We start from the raw sequence: 17,063 nt of genomic DNA, 5'->3' as shown, positions 1-17,063 counted from the left end.
ATGAAAAAGAATATAAGTATGAAGGTGGTGGCATATACCTTCCTTATTGTTATGGCGATTATTTTTATAATGCCTATGTTATTTACCATTATTTCCTCCTTAAAAACAAAATTGGATATTTTTTCCGATCCTTTTGCACTTCCAAAGAATCCACAGTGGAAGAATTATGTGATTGCATGGAAAGATGCAAATATGAGTGCCTATTTTATAAACTCGGTAATACAGTCAGGCTCTACAGTCATTTTAACAAGCCTTATTTCAACCATGGCGGCATATGCACTTGCGAGATTTGATTTTAAATTAAATAAAGTACTTGTAATTGTATTTATGCTGGGTATGATGGTACCTATGCACACAATCTTGGTTCCGGTATCCTATATTATAGGACTCTTTAATTTAAAGAATAATATTTTTGCCTTGGTACTTGTTTATGTGGCATTTAATCTGCCCTTCAGTATTATGGTAATGATAACCTTTATGAAGGGAGTAAACCGTTCGCTTGAGGAGGCGGCTATTATAGACGGTGCGAGTTATTTTCAGATATATTCAAAAATAATGATACCTCTTACATTGCCGGCTATATCCACCATATCAATATTTAATTTTATGGGTGCATGGAATAATATTCTTTTCCCACTACTGTTTATAAATGATAAGAGATTGCGCCCGATATCTTTGGGACTGCTTAATTTCAGCGGAGAGAGAGGTTCGGAGTACGGACTTATGATGGCAGGTATTGTAATAACTGTAGCGGTGCCTCTGGCTATATATCTTTTGTTCCAGGAAAAGGTGGAGAGCGGTCTTGCAGCCGGAGCGGTAAAGGAGTAAATATGTGCGAATATTTTATTGAAATGGAAGACAGACTTAAAAATCATCCTTTTGCAGATTCAATAAAGAAATTTATTTTTAGCTTTGAAGATGAAGAGCTTAAAAAATATCTTTCATTTTTATATTTACATATGCCATATGCCGATATAGCAAATGTAGATAAGGAAATTATTTTAGATTATGCAAGAGCAGGTGTAAACTTAAGAAATACAAGATGCAAAGAGCTTGATGAAGATATATTTTTAAACTATGTATTATTCCACAGAATCGGAAGTGAAAAGATAGTTGCAAACAGAACATATTTTTATGAGCTTGTAAAGGACTTGCTTGGTGATTCGGAAAAAGAAAATGTTATAAAATTAAATTATTTTTGCGGTAAGAATGTTACCTATAGAACAACCGATATCAGAACACTTGATCCTATAACAGTATATAATTCAAGTTTTGGAAGATGTGGTGAGGAATCGATTTTTGGAGTATCTGTATTCAGAGCCGCAGGTATACCCGCAAGACAGATTTATGTACCGCTTTGGGCTCATTGTGATGACAATCACGCATGGGTAGAGGTTTATGTGGATAATGACTGGCATTATCTTGGAGCCTGTGAACCCGAGGAGATACTTGATAAGGGATGGTTTGATGATGCATCAGCCAGAGCTATGATTGTCAAAAATATTTTATATGGAAATATTAAAAAAGAAGCCAAAGACTATCTGGGATTTAATGCAGGGCTTTATGAAATAAATCAGACAAAAAGATATGCGGATACAAAGTATATAAAGATATATTTATATGATGGTGATAAAATTCTTTCAAATATTGATTTTAATATCTGTCTTATGAATTTTGCCATGTTTTCACCGATTATAAAGGCAAAAACAGATATGGAAGGAGCCTATGAGACGGATATAGGCATAGGAAATGTATTTTTAAGTCTGTATAGAGAAAAAAATTATATTATACCCTTGGATTTAAAGGATAATGATGTTTTTTATGTGGATATAAGGGATTTTGAACCTGAATATAATAAGTATAAAGAATTTTTTATAAATGTGCCGCAGGCAAGTAACAGAAACAGAAAAAAAGCTCCTGTAAAAAAAGACAGCGGATATAAAATAAAAGATTTACCAAATGAAGAGGTAAGAGCGCAGGCTATGGCTGAGGGGATGAGTTCACTTTGGGAGATATTATCGGAAAAGGATAAGAGAGATATAAGTATTGATGTATTAAGAGACTGCCGGAAGGCGGAAAATATACATTGTGTGAATGATGATATTTATTTGAACCATATTCAAAATCCCAGAGTATATTTTGAACATTTGGAGGTTTGCAGAGACTTATTTAAGTCAAAGTTTTCAGATGTAAATGAAATACTTGATTTTGTAAAGGATATCAGACTTACAAGAGAAAAGCCTGTTACAGGCTCAACAGGAGTATATTATACAAAGATTTCCAATGCTCTTTCCATAAAGATATTTGTTGTAAATGTATTAAGATCTATGGGCATTGCTTCCAAGCTTGTAAATGCAGATGTGTATTTATATGATGGGGAAGGATTTAGAATTTTTACAGAGCTTTCAAAAATACTGGATAGCTTAAAATATATTGACAGCTGCTGTATCAGGGAAGAAACCGAGACAAAGGGTATGGCAAAATTATGTATCAAGGGAGATCTTAGCGGTTTTGGCGAGTCTTTTTCCATATCAAAATTTGATATTTTTGAAAATAATCTTATTTCGCTGGATAAGAGCAGTATTAAAGAAAACATGGAACTTCCTGAGGGAGAATATGTTTTGGCGACTCAAAACAGGCTTCCAAACGGAAATATATGTGCTAAATATAATATTTTAAATTTAAAGGCTGACTCAAAGCTTGAGGTAGAGTTAGAGTATATGCATGCAGATATAAAGGATATGCTCTCAAACTATATATTGCCAAAGGATTTGCAGGAAAACCTTGGTATTTTGGAAAACAGTGAGGATATAAGTCTTACTATATGGCTAAAGGAGGAAGAGGAGCCTTCTCAGCATATTGCAAATGATCTTATCTTAAAGGATGAATTATTAAAAGATATTAAGCTTAATCTTTTATTTACAAATGAATTTGAGAGAAAAGACAGCGCAATAAATGAACTTTTGGAAAAAAGTAAAAATAATGATATATATACAAATCTTGGAGAGATTTTACAGGAGGCTTTTGGAAGAAGTACTTTTGTAAATCATGAGACATTGCCCATAGTTGCACTGTGTAAGGGTGTAAAAGTGGTATATGCTTTTAGCGGATATCAGGTCGGAAGCGGCAATATTATAGAGAAGATAATAAGTATATTAAGGAGCGGTAATGAATAAACTTATAGAAGAAAGAACAAGAAGAACCGAGTGGTACAGGGATGCCAGATTCGGAATGTTTATACATTGGGGATTGTACGCCATACCTGCAAGAGGTGAGTGGGTGCGTTCCAGAGAGAGGATAAAAAAGGAAGATTATGACTATCTGACAGATGAGTTTTCCTGTGAAGATTATAATCCTAAGGAATGGGCAAGACTTGCAAAAAAAGCAGGTATGAAATATGCAGTGCTTACAGCAAAACATCATGACGGCTTTTGTCTGTATGACAGTAAGGTAAGTGATTTTAATTCTATGAATGCAGCATGTCACAGGGATCTTGTAAAAGAATTTTTGGAGGCATTCAGAGCGGAGGGAATCAAGGTGGGATTATATTTCTCACTTATTGACTGGAGACATGAGGATTATCCGCATTATGGTGATATGCATCATCCTATGAGAGATAATGAGGAGTGGAAGGATTATAATCATAATTTTGACAATTATCTTGAGTTTATGCATGCACAGGTTAAGGAACTGGTAACAGGTTATGGAAAGCTTGACCTTATGTGGTTTGATTTTTCATACGGTCCTATGAACTGTGACAAGTGGAAGGCTAAGGAACTTATGGAAATGGTCAGAAAATACCAGCCGGATATTATAACAGACAACAGACTTGAGGGAAGTGCCGAGTATGCAGGTACCATTAAAACCTTAAATCCAAGCATCTATGCCGGTGATTTTGCTTCACCGGAACAGATGATTCCGCCTGAGGGTATAGTGGATGAGGCAGGAAATTCCATACCATGGGAAGCCTGTATAACAATGAATAATAACTGGGGATATCATGCCCATGATAAGCATTATAAATCGGATAAGCTTATTATAAGAATGCTTGTAGAATGTGTAAGCAAGAACGGTAATCTTATTTTGAATGTCGGACCTAAGGCAAATGGTGAAATTCCAAAGGAATCTGTAGAAATACTTGAAAAAGTAGGAGATTGGATGAAGGAAAACTCAAAGAGTATTTACGGATGCGGGATTTCGGAATATAATAAGCCTGAGTGGGGAAGATTTACCCAAAATGGAAAGCTTTTATATGCACATGTGTTTGAAGAGCAAGCCGGTGCTATAGCTTTGGGTGATATGGTAGGCAAAATAAAGAAGATGCGTCTTTTAAGAGATGGAAGTGAGGTATTGCAAAGTAATTATTGGAATTTAAAGGAATTTGCAAAGGATGCCTTCTTCTTCTTTGATGCATCTGCAAGCGATTGTTATCCACTTCCGGATGATAGAGATTCTGTGGTGGAGATAGAATTGAAATAGGGAGAGAATATGATTTTAGAAGCTTGTATTGAAAATATCACTTATTTAAAAGAAGTAGTTAATGCCGGAGCAAAAAGGATTGAGCTTTGTGACAATCTGGCTGTGGGCGGAACTACGGTAAGTATGGGTATAAGGGACTATGCAAAGTTTTTTTGTGATTCGAATAATGTTGAACTTGCGGTTATGATAAGAGCCAGAGGAGGAAACTTTGTATACAATAATATTGAAAAAGCTGTTATGTACAATGATTTGAAGGATATGGCAAATCAGGGCGTAAAAAGAGCCGTTATAGGTGCACTTACAGAGAACGGAGATATTGATAAGGATTTTATTAAGGAACTGGTATCCGCACCGAAGTTTTTCAGAAAGGAAATGAATTTTACTTTCCATATGGCTTTTGACCATATAGGTGCAGGGCTTGAGCCAAAAGAAGCTCTTGCAAAGAGACTGGAAGCTATAAAGATACTCTCAAAGCTTGGTATAGATACAATACTCACACATGGAAGTCATGAAAATAATGATATATTTGATAATATAGATACTCTTAAGGCATATATGGAATGTGCAAATGAATACCATGTAGATATAATGCCCGGTGGTGGAGTAAGCTTTAAAAATCTGGACAAATTGATAAAAAAGCTCCCGAATATAGTTGCCGCACATGGAACAAAGATAGTGGAGATATAATTGCAAAACAGCAAATCTTTCAGGGTTTGCTGTTTTAAATTTGTGCTAAATTATTATATTCCGTTTCTTGACTTGCAAAAGATAAAAAAGTATAATTAAACCCATATGTCATAAACCTGAATGGAGATAAAACATTGATAAAGAGTATGACAGGCTTTGGTAGAGCCGAAGAAATAACGGGTGATTATAAACTGTCTATAGAGATTAAATCTGTAAATCACAGATATTTGGATCTTAATATAAAAATGCCAAGAAGATTTTTCCCCTTTGAAGCTGAGATAAGAAATATTGTAAAAGAATACGTTTCCAGGGGAAAAGTAGACCTTTTTATAAACTATCTGGATTTTAAAGATAAGGCAGGCGGAGTATATCTGAATAAAAATATAGTGGAAAAGTATTTGGATATAGGGAATGAGCTCTGTGAGGAGTATAATATATTTGATGATTTAAAGGTATCGCATATATTAAATCTTCCGGATGTGATAAGCATTGATGAGCCGAAGCTGGATGAGGAAGAGATAAAGGCGATTTTATTTAAGGTATTAAAAAATGCCTGTGCTTCATTTTATAATACAAGATTGACAGAGGGTGAAAAGCTCTTTGAAGATGTAAATTCAAAGATTGAACTGCTTTTATCCACCACAAAGGATATACAGGAAAGATACCCTGCGGTTTTGGAAGAATATAAGAGTAAACTTATATTAAAGGTAAATGAACTTTTAAACGGTGCAAGTATTGAGGATAACAGGATTGCTACGGAAGTGACTCTTTATGCGGATAAAATCTGTGTGGATGAGGAGGTCGTAAGACTTATCAGCCATATAAATGCAATGTCGGATGAGATGAAACTTGATACAGGAATTGGAAGAAAACTCGATTTCCTTGCTCAGGAGATGAATCGAGAGGCAAATACCATTCTTTCAAAATCAACTGATTTAAATATTGCAAACTATGCTATAATATTAAAAACGGAAATAGAGAAAATAAGGGAACAGATTCAAAACATAGAATAGAGGAAATATGACTGATGGAATATTAGTTGTTGTATCAGGCTTTTCGGGTTCAGGTAAAGGAACTCTAATGAAAAAGCTTGTCTCAGAATATGATAATTATGCATTATCCGTTTCTGCTACAACAAGAACTCCAAGAACAGGGGAGCAAGAGGGAAGAGAATATTTTTTTAAAAGCAGACAGGAGTTTGAAAAACTCATAGAAAATGATGAATTGATAGAATATGCCTCATTTTGTAATAATTACTACGGCACGCCAAGAGATTATGTGCTGGAGCAAAGAAAGAACGGAAAGGATGTTATTCTTGAGATAGAAGTACAGGGAGCATTAAAGGTAAAGGAAAAATATCCGGATGCCATGCTTATATTTATCACACCGCCAAATGCCGATATTTTAAAAGACAGGCTTGTAAACCGCGGTACAGAATGTGCCGATGCCATAAAAGCAAGATTACAACAGGCTGTATGGGAAGCCGGATGCATGGATAAATATGACTATGTACTTATAAATGATGATTTGGACAGAGCCGTAAAAGAGCTTAATGAAATCATTGTAAAGCGTGGAGCTTTGAAAACAAATAATACAGAATTTATAGAAAAAATAAAAGATGATTTAAAGACGATTTTTAGGGAGGAAGAATAAATGTTACACCCATCATACAGTGAGCTTATTAATGTTGCAAATGCCGATGTGGATCCGGGAGAGGCACCTGTAGTACAGAGCAGATATTCAATAGTTATTGCCAGTGCAAAAAGAGCCAGACAGATTATTGACGGTGATGTGCCTGAGGTGAAGGCTGACGGCAAAAAGCCGCTGTCAATTGCTGTTGAAGAACTGTTTGAGCAGAAAGTTAGAATACTAAATGATGATCCTGATAATAAAGCTTAAGAATCATTTTGATTTGCCATCATTTTTATGATGGCTTTTTATTAATATCAGGAAAGATTTATATTGAAAGGTTTATATGAAGATGTCGATGGTGTCACTGGGATGTGACAAAAACACTGTGGATTCAGAGATGATGCTGGGTCTTATGAATGAAAAAGGATTTGAATATACCGATATAGATGAAGAAGCCGAGGTAATGATAATAAATACCTGCGGTTTTATACAATCCGCAAAGGAAGAGAGCATAAATGCAATCCTTGATGCGGCAAGACTTAAAGAGGATGGTGCTCTGAAAGCATTGATAGTAACAGGATGTCTTGCTCAAAGATATAAGGATGAGATAATAAAGGAGATACCTGAGGTAGACGCATTACTTGGAACATCAAGTTTTGATAAAATAGTTGAAACTGTTGAGGATGTGCTTGGCGGAGAGATAAAAAATGAATTTCTTGACCTTGACAGACTGCCGTCAATTTCAAATAAAAGAAAAAACTCCACAGGAGGATACTATGCCTATCTAAAGATAGCGGAGGGATGTAATAAGAATTGTACTTATTGTATTATTCCGTCACTTAGGGGAAATTACAGAAGTTATCCTATGGATGATTTAATAACACAGGCAAAGGATCTGGCGGCTCAGGGAATAAAGGAGCTGATTCTTGTAGCTCAGGAGACCACACTTTACGGAGTGGATCTATATGGCGAGAAAACCCTGCCAAAGCTTTTAAAAGAGCTTGCAAAAGTGTCAGGTATAGAATGGATCAGGATATTATATTGTTATCCTGAGGAGATTACAGACGAACTTATAGATGTGATAGCAAATGAGGAAAAAGTCTGCAAATATCTTGATATACCTATACAGCATGCTTCCGACAATATTTTAAGAAGAATGGCAAGAAGAACCACACATGATGATTTGGTGAGTATTATAGGAAAGCTCAGAAAAAATATACCGGGTATTACTCTTAGAACCACTATAATTTCAGGATTCCCCGGAGAAACTGAAAAAGACCTTGAAACGGTAATCAAATTTATAAAGGAAATGAAATTTGAAAGACTTGGAGTTTTTACATATAGTGAAGAAGAGGGTACTGTTGCCGCAGGATTTGAAAATCAGATAGATGAAGAGGAAAAAGAGGCAAGAAGAGACAGAATAATGAGAGTTCAGCAGGAAGTCTCAGAAAACAATCTTTTAAATATGGTCGGAAGGACATTTAAAGTACTTATAGAGGGAAGACTTCCCGAAGAAAATGTATATATCGGAAGAACTTATATGGATGTTCCGGGAGTTGACGGATATGTTTTTGTAAATACTGATAAAAACTTTATATCCGGAGATTTTTGCGATGTCATAATCACAGGTTCATCAGAATATGATTTGATAGGAGATGTACTATGAATTTGCCAAACAAACTGACAGTTCTAAGAGTATTATTGATACCTTTTTTTGTGGCAAGCCTTTTGTATAAAGCCGGAGAAGATTATAATTTCAGAATAATTGCACTTATAATATTTATTATTGCGGCACTTACAGATACTCTTGACGGTATGATTGCAAGAAAATATAGTCTTATCACCGATTTCGGCAAGTTTATGGATCCTTTGGCGGATAAGGTTTTGGTTTGTTCGGGGCTTATCTGCTTTGTAGAGCTTAGACAATTAAGCTCGGTTATAGTACTTACAGTTATTGCAAGGGAATTTATTATAAGCGGTATAAGGCTTGTAGCATCAGATAACGGAGTAGTTATTGCAGCGGCAATGTCCGGTAAATTAAAGACTGTAGTACAGATGATTACAGTGATTTTACTTATAATGAATCTGCCACAGCTGAGTCTTGTAACAAATATATGCATTATTTTAATGTTGTTCCTTACAATTTTCTCTTTATGTGAGTATATTATAAAGAATAAGAATGTTATAATGAGTAGTAAATAAAGCATTATGTAAAGGAGTAGAAATGGATACTGTTACCAGAAACAAAACGATAAAACTTATTGGAATAAATGAAGCCGAGATAAGAACTTCTATTTCAGACTTAATAGATAATGAAAATGTAAATATTGAAATAAAGCCTTTTGATGCAAAGACATATATAATTCTTACAGCAAGTGCCGACAGTGAAGAGGCGGCAAAGGATCTCATAAAGCCTGTATCAAAGGATATAAAAAAGAGATTTGGCAATTATATCTACTCAACAAAGGAAAAGATTTCACTTGAGATGAGTGTGGTAAATCTTCTTGAGAAAAACGAGCTTACAATATCCACAGCAGAATCCTGTACCGGAGGGCTTTTGGCAGGAAGGATAATAAATGTACCCGGAGTGTCGGATGTATATAAAGAGGGATTTATTACATATACAAATAAATCAAAAAGAAAGACCTTGGGAGTAAATAAATCCACATTAAAAAAATACGGTGCGGTAAGTATGCAAACAGCCAAGGAGATGGCATTCGGTGCCGCACTTGAAGCGGATACTGATGTAAGTATATCTGTTACAGGTATTGCAGGTCCTGACGGGGGTACTGATGAAAAGCCTGTCGGTCTTGTATATATCGGTGTATGCATAAAGGACAGTGTACATGTAGAGGAATTCAGATTTTCGGGAGACAGGGCAAATGTAAGGGAGCAAACAGTAGTTTCGGCTCTTGGACTTGCAAGAAAATGCATTTTGGAACATTTTTCTTAAGAAAGGTTAATATCAAGGTAGGATATGGTATTTTCAAAAAAAATATATCTTTCACCGGATATAAAAAAAGACTATAGAAAATATATGAGATCACTGAAGATGAATAAATCAGGTTTTTTATTATATCTGGTTGTATTTCTTGAGGGAGAAAACAGTCTTTCTTTGGTACATAATTCTATCTTTTTAAATAATTACAGGAAAAGTGACGCTCTTATAGTGGGACTTGCACTGGGTAAAAAAGCGGGAATAAATCTTATTGGGAATATAGTGGAAGATACCTATAAGAAAAGAAATGATTTTGAGTATTATAGCTTTTTTAAATCGGAGGAAGCATGATTGGTATAATACTTTCAGTTGTAAAAATATTTGGAATTATCATCCTTGCCATCCTTGCTCTCGCTTTGCTTATAATATTGATGGTACTTTTTATTCCGGTGAGATATAAGGGTAAAATTTATTTTAAGGAAGTGCCGGATATTGAACTTAGTATAACATGGTTTTTTAAGTTTTTATCTATTTCTGTTAAATATACAAATAGGCTTGATATACTGGCAAAGCTTGGCTGGTTTTTTAGGGTATATTCAAATAATGAAGAAGATCTGCTTATAGAAGATAATGAAAAAAATACTGAAGTTGATAAGACGGATAATAAAAAAATAAAGAAAAAAAATTCTTCAGACAATGATATAGATATTCAAGATATAGACAGTGATGATATACAAAACATTAAAAATAAGCAAAAAATAAAAGTATTGGAGCAGGAAGAAAAAAAACAGACAAAAAAGAATAGGAAAAAAGCCGAACAGAGAAGAAAAGAACGCTCGGGTAAAAGTTCTGAAAAGGAGAGCAAACTTGATAAGCTGATAAATAAAATAAAGGATTTACATTATCTTATAAGCGATGAGGAAAATAAGCGGATACTGATAATTATGCTTGAAAAAACTAAAAACTTGTTGGTTCATATATTGCCAAAAAAGATTGTAGGATATTTTAAATTCGGTTTTGAGGATCCTTCAACAACAGGACAGGTTTTGGAGGCTATAGCGATATTTTATCCTCTATACAGGGATGATTTTAAAATTGTACCTATGTTCTATGATGAGATAATAGAGGTGGATATATCTTTTAAAGGAAGACTGAGAATTTTTTATGCCGCTTATATCGCTTTGATTTTGTGGTTAAATAAGAAAAAATTGAGAAAAAGGCCCGAATAAGGGCTTTTATTCTTAGATAAGGATATGTTGGAAGAATGAATATACAGATATTTGGTACAAATAAGTCTTCAGATACAAAGAAGGCTGTCAGATTTTTTAAGGAAAGAAATATAAAGTTTCAACTTGTGGATATGAAGGAGAAGGGATTGTCAAAGGGTGAGTTCACCTCAGTTATGCAGGCAGTGGGCGGATTTGAAAATATGCTTGATGAAAAATGCAAGGATAGTGAAACATTGACCTTGATAAAGTATTTATCACCTGAGGATAAGATACCTAAGATTTTGGAAAATCAACAGGTTTTAAAAATGCCGATAGTAAGAAACGGTAAGGAAGCTACGGTAGGATATGCACCTGAGATATGGAAAGGATGGTCATAATGAATACAGCCGGATATAATATAGAGGAATATATAAAGGAGCTCGCATCAAAGACACCGGTGCCGGGAGGAGGCGGTGCAAGTGCCGTTGCAGGAGCGCTTTCAGCCGCTCTATCAAGTATGGTCTGCAATTTGACCATAGGTAAAAAGAGCTTTGCAGCAGTGGAAGAAGATATTAAAAATATACTTTCAGATATGAACAAACATATGGAGAGCTTTATAAAACTCTCCGATAAGGATGCACAAGCTTTTTATCCTCTTTCACAGGCTTACAGCTTTAAACCGCAAAATGAAGAGGAGAAAGCTCTTCATGAAGCAAATATGGAAAAACTGCTCTTTGATGCAGCCATAGTACCGCTTGATATTATGAAAGAGGCTAACAGTATGTTAAATTCCATTGACTTTTTGGCAAAAAAAGGCTCAAAACTTGCGATATCAGATGCAGGTGTAGCTGTAGGTCTGCTTAGAAGTGCGGTATGCGGAGCAATGATGAATGTGGTAATAAATGTAAAATATATGAAGGATAGGGATATAGCACAGAGACTTTTGGATGAGGCAAGCGAAATATTGGAAGATACTATGAATAAGTCCGATATCATATATAGAGAAGTATTGGAGGTACTTTTGTGATTTTATTATATGGGGCTGATACGGCTGAAAAGATAAAAACAGAGATCTCTGAAATGCTATCAGAACTTAATGGATATATACCTACTCTCGGAATAGTCAGGATAGGTTCAAATCCTGCCGATATATCATATGAAAAAGGTGCAATCAAAAAGATGGAATCACTTTCTTTAAATACAAAAGTATTTGAGTTTGAAGAAAATATTTCATCAAAAGATTTTTTGTCTGAGTTTAAAAAGATAAATGAAGATAATGAGATTGACGGTATACTGCTGTTTAGACCATTGCCGGAGCATATAGATGAAAAGCAGGTAATTGAGGCATTGTATGAAAAGAAGGATCTTGACGGTATTTCATATAAAAATATAGCAAAGGTATTTGCAGGAGATGAAAGCGGTTTTGCACCATGTACCGCAAAAGCTGTATTGAAAATTATTGAAAGCAATAATATAGAGCTTGAAGGTAAAAATGTGGTAGTACTTGGAAGAAGTATGGTAATAGGAAAGCCAGTAGCAATGCTTGCAATCAAAAAAAATGCAACTATTACCATTTGCCATTCAAAGACAAAGAATCTGAAAGAAGTATGTAAAAAAGCCGATATACTTATAGTTGCAATCGGAAGGGCAAAGATGATAAATGATGAGTATATAGGTGAGAATGCAATAGTTATAGATGTAGGCATAAATTTTGCTGAAGGTAAATTATGCGGAGATGTGGACCTTGAAAATGTAAAAAATGCATACATGGCGACTCCTGTGCCCAAGGGAGTGGGTGCGGTAACCACATCGGTTTTGGCAGAGCATCTTGTAAGGGCTGCCATAGAAAAAAGAATGAACTAAATACTTAATATTTTAGATACTTGTTTTTAACATTTTATTTGCTAAAATATAAATATACTTACATGGCTTTCTTTAGGAGAAGCTATGAAAAAGGTTATTTTAATAATAATTTTTACTTTTTTATTAACATCTTGTGGCAAAGACAGCGAAATAAAATTCGGGAAAGCGGATATGGAAAGTGATACCGAAAGTAATCCTGAGAGTTCATTGGAAGTAAGAACTTCTGAGAGTGTAACTATAGAAGAGTATATCAATGTTTTTGTTTCGGGCTGTGTAAATAATCCAGATGTATATAGGTTAAAAAGGGGTTCTATTATAAAAGAAGCCGTAGATATGGCAGGCGGATTTAGTGACGGAGCCTGTAAAGATTATGTAAATCTGGCAAAAAAGCTTGAAGGTGGAGAACATATTGTTATACCAAGCATTGATGAGATGGAAAATTTGAGTCTCAGTTTGCCGGAGGAAGAGAGTAAAACAAAAAATACATTTATAAATATTAATACTGCTACTAAAGAAGAACTTATGAGTCTGCCGGGTATAGGGGAGAGAAAAGCGGATTCCATAATAGAGTATAGAAAAAACAAGCCCTTTAATGCTATTGAAGATATAATGAATATATCGGGAATAAAAGAGGCGGCATTTAATAAAATAAAAGATAAAATTTGCATAAATTAGGAGTTTATAATGAATAAAGCACTTGTTGTAGATGATGAAAAGTTGATAGTCAAAGGAATTAAGTTCAGTTTGGAGCAGGACGGATATGAAGTGGATACGGCTTATGACGGAAACGAAGCTCTAAAGATGGCTAAAGAAAAGGAATATGATATAGTGCTTTTAGATGTTATGCTGCCGGAAATGGACGGTATGGAAGTATGCCAGGCTATAAGGGAGTTTTCAGAGATGCCTATTATTATGCTTACAGCCAAGGGTACCGATATGGATAAGATACTGGGACTTGAATACGGTGCGGATGATTATATTACAAAACCTTTTAATATACTTGAGGTAAAGGCAAGGATAAAGGCGATAATAAGAAGAAACTCCAAGAAAGCCAAAGCAGTTGAAAAAAATGAAAGAGTTATAGAGGTATCTGATTTAAGGCTTGATCTTGACAGCAGAAGGGTGTTTGAAAAAGATAAGGAGCTTAATCTTACCGCCAAGGAATTTGATATACTGGAATTGCTTACACAAAATCCGGATAAGGTATATTCAAGGGAAAAGCTTTTAAGCATAGTCTGGGGCAATAAATTACATGAAGCGGGAGATGTAAGAACCGTGGATGTACATGTAAGAAGGCTTAGAGAAAAGATAGAGCCGAATCCGAGCGAGCCAAAATATATTCATACCAAATGGGGTGTAGGATATTACTTTAAGGAATAATCGTATGAATATAAATATTGTGGCGGTCGGGAGCATCAAGGAGAAATTTTTTAAGGATGCCGTTTCGGAGTATGCCAAAAGACTTTCAAGATATGTGAAGTTAAATATCATAGAAGTAAAGGATGAAAAGACTCCTGCCATGGCAAGTGCTTTGGAGGAGGAGAAAATAAAGGAAGTTGAGGCGGAGCGTATTTTATCAAAGCTTACAAACAGCTATGTTGTGGCGCTTACAATAGACGGAAAAAAGTATTCCTCAGAGGAGCTTGCCAAAAGAATGGAAAAATATGATATTTTATCAAAGGGTAATCTATCATTTATTATAGGAGGTTCTTTGGGATTACATAAAAGTGTTATTGACAGAGCGGATGAAAAATTAAGTTTTTCAGAAATGACTTTTCCGCATCAGCTTATGAGAGTTATTTTATTGGAACAGATATACAGAGCATATAGAATCAGAAATAATGAACCATATCATAAATGAGGGCAATGCCCTCATTTTGGCTTTTAAGATAAAATTAACAGCCTTGAAAATAACTTTTTGATAGGATATACTATTGTGGAAAACTAGGAGGGAATATGGTTAAATTGTACAATGGAGGTGCTTACCTCATAAACGGTAACACTCTTATAGAAGAAAATGATATAAAAAAATTAGAAACCTTTACAGGAAAAAATATAAATAAAGAAGAAGCCAAAAAGGGCAGTATCGCTTATAAAATACTGGAGAATCATAATACATCAGGAAATATGGATAAGCTCAGATTAAAGTTTGATTCAATGGCTTCACATGATATTACCTTTGTGGGAATAATACAAACTGCAAAGGCAAGCGGTATGGAGAAGTTTCCTATTCCGTATGTTTTGACAAATTGTCATAACTCGCTCTGTGCAGTCGGCGGAACTATAAATGAAGATGATCATATGTTCGGTCTGTCCGCTGCAAAAAAATACGGTGGAATATATGTACCTCCGCATATTGCTGTAATACATCAGTATATGAGAGAGGCATTTGCAGGCTGTGGTAAAATGATACTGGGCTCCGATTCACATACCAGATACGGAGCACTTGGCACCATGGCTATAGGTGAGGGTGGAGGTGAGCTTGTAAAGCAGCTTTTGCAGGATACCTATGATGTAAACAGACCTGAAATTATAGCTATTTATCTGGAGGGTGCACCTAAAAGAGGAGTGGGACCGCAGGATATAGCTCTTGCAATAATAGGCAAGGTATTTAAAAACGGTTATGTAAAGAATAAAATAATGGAATTTGTAGGTCCGGGAATCGCATCTATGACTACTGATTATAGAAACGGTGTGGATGTAATGACTACGGAGACTACCTGTCTTTCATCAGTTTGGGAAACGGATGAGGATACAAAGAAATTTTTGGCCGCACATGGAAGAGTGCAGGATTATAAGGAGCTAAAGCCTGAAGATATTACACATTATGACGGTGTAGTACATGTGAATCTTTCTGAAATTAAGCCTATGATTGCACTTCCTTTCCATCCAAGCAATGTATATGAGATAGATACTCTAAATGAGAACTTGGAGGATTTACTGCATGAGGTGGAGCTTGAGGCGATAAAGATAGGTGGAGAGGCAGGCAAAGGGCTTAGACTCTTAGATAAGATAGAAAACGGAAAGCTTAGAGTATCACAGGGTATTATAGCAGGTTGTGCAGGAGGAACCTACTCAAATGTAATGGAGGCTGCACATATCTTAAAGGGCTACAGTACAGGATTTGATGAATTTAATCTGAATGTATATCCATCGTCACAGCCTGTATTTATAGAAACTACAAGAAACGGTGCGGTAGCCGATCTGATGGCAAGCGGTGCCGTAGTAAAGACTGCATTTTGCGGTCCATGCTTCGGTGCGGGAGATACACCATCAAACAACGGTCTGTCCATAAGACATACAACAAGAAATTTCCCAAACAGAGAGGGTTCAAAGCCCGGCTCAGGACAGATGTCCGCTGTAGCACTTATGGATGCAAGATCGGTTGCGGCAACTGCAAGAAACAAGGGATTTTTAACTCCGGCTACAGAGTTTGCGGATGATTATACAGTACCTGAATACCATTATGATGATACAATATATAAAAACAGAGTATATCAGGGATTTGGAGAGGCAAATAAAGAAAGTGAGCTTGTATACGGTCCGAATATCAAGGACTGGCCTGAGATGACTGCACTTACGGAAAATATTCTTTTAAAGGTATGTTCAAAGATACTTGATGAAGTGACCACTACTGATGAGCTTATACCTTCGGGAGAGACATCATCATACAGATCAAATCCGCTTGGACTTGCCGAGTTTACACTCTCAAGAAGAGATCCTGAGTATGTGGGCAGAAGCAAGGCTGTGGATATTATAGAAAAAGCCAGAAGAAATGGTGAAGATATCTTAAAGGGAAATGAGGAATTATCAAAAATATTTGAAAAGATAAAAAAGATAGAGGGCTTTTCAGATATTGTCGCAAATAATACAGAGATAGGTAGCATGATTTATGCTAAGAAACCGGGTGACGGCTCTGCAAGAGAGCAGGCTGCAAGCTGCCAAAGAGTTATAGGCGGACTTGCAAATATCGCTAAGGAATATGCAACAAAGAGATACCGTTCAAATGTAATGAACTGGGGTATGCTGCCGTTTATCTTGGATGAGGAGCCGGATTTTGAGGTTGGAGATTATATCTTTGTGCCTAACATCAAGAGTCATCTAAGAGGTGATATGTCAAAAATTCCTGCCTATATTATAGGTGAAAATATAAAAGAAATAAGCTTAAGCATTGCAGAAATGACTGATGCTGAAAAATCCATAGTTGAGGCAGGTTCTCTTATAAATTATAATAAGAGCAAAATAAAATAGAAAGG

Annotated in this window: 19 protein-coding genes; all 19 read left to right on the top strand. The window is 35.5% G+C overall.

Going from position 1 to position 17,063, the window contains the following annotated elements; genetic code table 11:
• Positions 1 to 828 (top strand): carbohydrate ABC transporter permease, encoded by an 828-nt coding sequence (locus tag J4O15_RS07970; RefSeq protein WP_008751268.1) that lies wholly within the window; start codon positions 1 to 3, stop codon positions 826 to 828.
• A gap of 2 nt (positions 829 to 830) precedes the next feature.
• Positions 831 to 3,176: a transglutaminase-like domain-containing protein gene (locus tag J4O15_RS07965; RefSeq protein WP_208100371.1), complete on the top strand. Its 2,346-nt coding sequence runs from the start codon at positions 831 to 833 to the stop codon at positions 3,174 to 3,176.
• A complete protein-coding gene (locus J4O15_RS07960; protein ID WP_208100370.1) occupies positions 3,169 to 4,479 on the top strand; it encodes an alpha-L-fucosidase in 1,311 nt (436 codons plus the stop codon). Before J4O15_RS07965 ends, J4O15_RS07960 begins: the two co-directional genes overlap by 8 nt.
• Before the next feature lie 9 nt (positions 4,480 to 4,488).
• Positions 4,489 to 5,166: a copper homeostasis protein CutC gene (locus tag J4O15_RS07955; RefSeq protein WP_208100369.1), complete on the top strand. Its 678-nt coding sequence runs from the start codon at positions 4,489 to 4,491 to the stop codon at positions 5,164 to 5,166.
• Between the two features lie 134 nt (positions 5,167 to 5,300).
• Entirely contained in the window at positions 5,301 to 6,179 is an 879-nt protein-coding gene (locus J4O15_RS07950) for a YicC/YloC family endoribonuclease (protein WP_208100368.1), read from the top strand.
• Between the two features lie 7 nt (positions 6,180 to 6,186).
• Entirely contained in the window at positions 6,187 to 6,819 is a 633-nt protein-coding gene (gene gmk, locus J4O15_RS07945) for a guanylate kinase (RefSeq protein ID WP_208100367.1), read from the top strand.
• On the top strand, positions 6,820 to 7,065 hold the full coding sequence (rpoZ, locus tag J4O15_RS07940; RefSeq protein WP_009218538.1) for a DNA-directed RNA polymerase subunit omega: 246 nt from the start codon (positions 6,820 to 6,822) through the stop codon (positions 7,063 to 7,065).
• Positions 7,066 to 7,141: 76 nt separating this feature from the next.
• Positions 7,142 to 8,464 (top strand): 30S ribosomal protein S12 methylthiotransferase RimO, encoded by a 1,323-nt coding sequence (rimO, locus tag J4O15_RS07935; protein WP_009218539.1) that lies wholly within the window; start codon positions 7,142 to 7,144, stop codon positions 8,462 to 8,464.
• On the top strand, positions 8,461 to 9,000 hold the full coding sequence (gene pgsA, locus J4O15_RS07930; RefSeq protein ID WP_009218540.1) for a CDP-diacylglycerol--glycerol-3-phosphate 3-phosphatidyltransferase: 540 nt from the start codon (positions 8,461 to 8,463) through the stop codon (positions 8,998 to 9,000). Before rimO ends, pgsA begins: the two co-directional genes overlap by 4 nt.
• 22 nt (positions 9,001 to 9,022) lie before the next feature.
• On the top strand, positions 9,023 to 9,751 hold the full coding sequence (locus tag J4O15_RS07925) for a nicotinamide-nucleotide amidohydrolase family protein (RefSeq protein ID WP_208100366.1): 729 nt from the start codon (positions 9,023 to 9,025) through the stop codon (positions 9,749 to 9,751).
• Positions 9,752 to 9,775: 24 nt separating this feature from the next.
• Positions 9,776 to 10,087: a hypothetical protein gene (locus J4O15_RS07920; protein ID WP_009218542.1), complete on the top strand. Its 312-nt coding sequence runs from the start codon at positions 9,776 to 9,778 to the stop codon at positions 10,085 to 10,087.
• Complete coding sequence (locus J4O15_RS07915) at positions 10,084 to 10,965, top strand: hypothetical protein (RefSeq protein ID WP_208100365.1); 882 nt, start codon at positions 10,084 to 10,086, stop codon at positions 10,963 to 10,965. The genes J4O15_RS07920 and J4O15_RS07915 overlap by 4 nt, the downstream gene beginning before the upstream one ends.
• Positions 10,966 to 11,000: 35 nt before the next feature.
• Complete coding sequence (locus tag J4O15_RS07910; protein WP_009218545.1) at positions 11,001 to 11,342, top strand: arsenate reductase family protein; 342 nt, start codon at positions 11,001 to 11,003, stop codon at positions 11,340 to 11,342.
• Positions 11,342 to 11,971, top strand: coding sequence for a cyclodeaminase/cyclohydrolase family protein (locus J4O15_RS07905; RefSeq protein WP_208100364.1), 630 nt, complete (start codon positions 11,342 to 11,344; stop codon positions 11,969 to 11,971). The genes J4O15_RS07910 and J4O15_RS07905 overlap by 1 nt, the downstream gene beginning before the upstream one ends.
• Positions 11,968 to 12,807, top strand: a complete 840-nt coding sequence (locus J4O15_RS07900) for a bifunctional 5,10-methylenetetrahydrofolate dehydrogenase/5,10-methenyltetrahydrofolate cyclohydrolase (protein ID WP_208100363.1) — start codon at positions 11,968 to 11,970, stop codon at positions 12,805 to 12,807. The genes J4O15_RS07905 and J4O15_RS07900 overlap by 4 nt, the downstream gene beginning before the upstream one ends.
• Before the next feature lie 84 nt (positions 12,808 to 12,891).
• Positions 12,892 to 13,482, top strand: coding sequence for a DUF655 domain-containing protein (locus J4O15_RS07895; protein WP_208100362.1), 591 nt, complete (start codon positions 12,892 to 12,894; stop codon positions 13,480 to 13,482).
• 9 nt (positions 13,483 to 13,491) lie between these two features.
• On the top strand, positions 13,492 to 14,187 hold the full coding sequence (locus J4O15_RS07890) for a response regulator transcription factor (RefSeq protein WP_009218549.1): 696 nt from the start codon (positions 13,492 to 13,494) through the stop codon (positions 14,185 to 14,187).
• 4 nt (positions 14,188 to 14,191) lie between these two features.
• Positions 14,192 to 14,668, top strand: coding sequence for a 23S rRNA (pseudouridine(1915)-N(3))-methyltransferase RlmH (gene rlmH, locus J4O15_RS07885; protein ID WP_208100361.1), 477 nt, complete (start codon positions 14,192 to 14,194; stop codon positions 14,666 to 14,668).
• Positions 14,669 to 14,763: 95 nt separating this feature from the next.
• Complete coding sequence (locus J4O15_RS07880) at positions 14,764 to 17,058, top strand: hydratase (protein ID WP_208100360.1); 2,295 nt, start codon at positions 14,764 to 14,766, stop codon at positions 17,056 to 17,058.
• The last annotated feature ends 5 nt before the right edge of the window (positions 17,059 to 17,063 follow it).

The sequence above is a fragment of the Lachnoanaerobaculum sp. Marseille-Q4761 genome (genome assembly GCF_017565785.1).
Lineage (GTDB): Bacteria > Bacillota > Clostridia > Lachnospirales > Lachnospiraceae > Lachnoanaerobaculum.
Note: the sequence above shows the minus strand (reverse complement) of the source record. Positions and strands in the feature narration are given on the sequence as shown.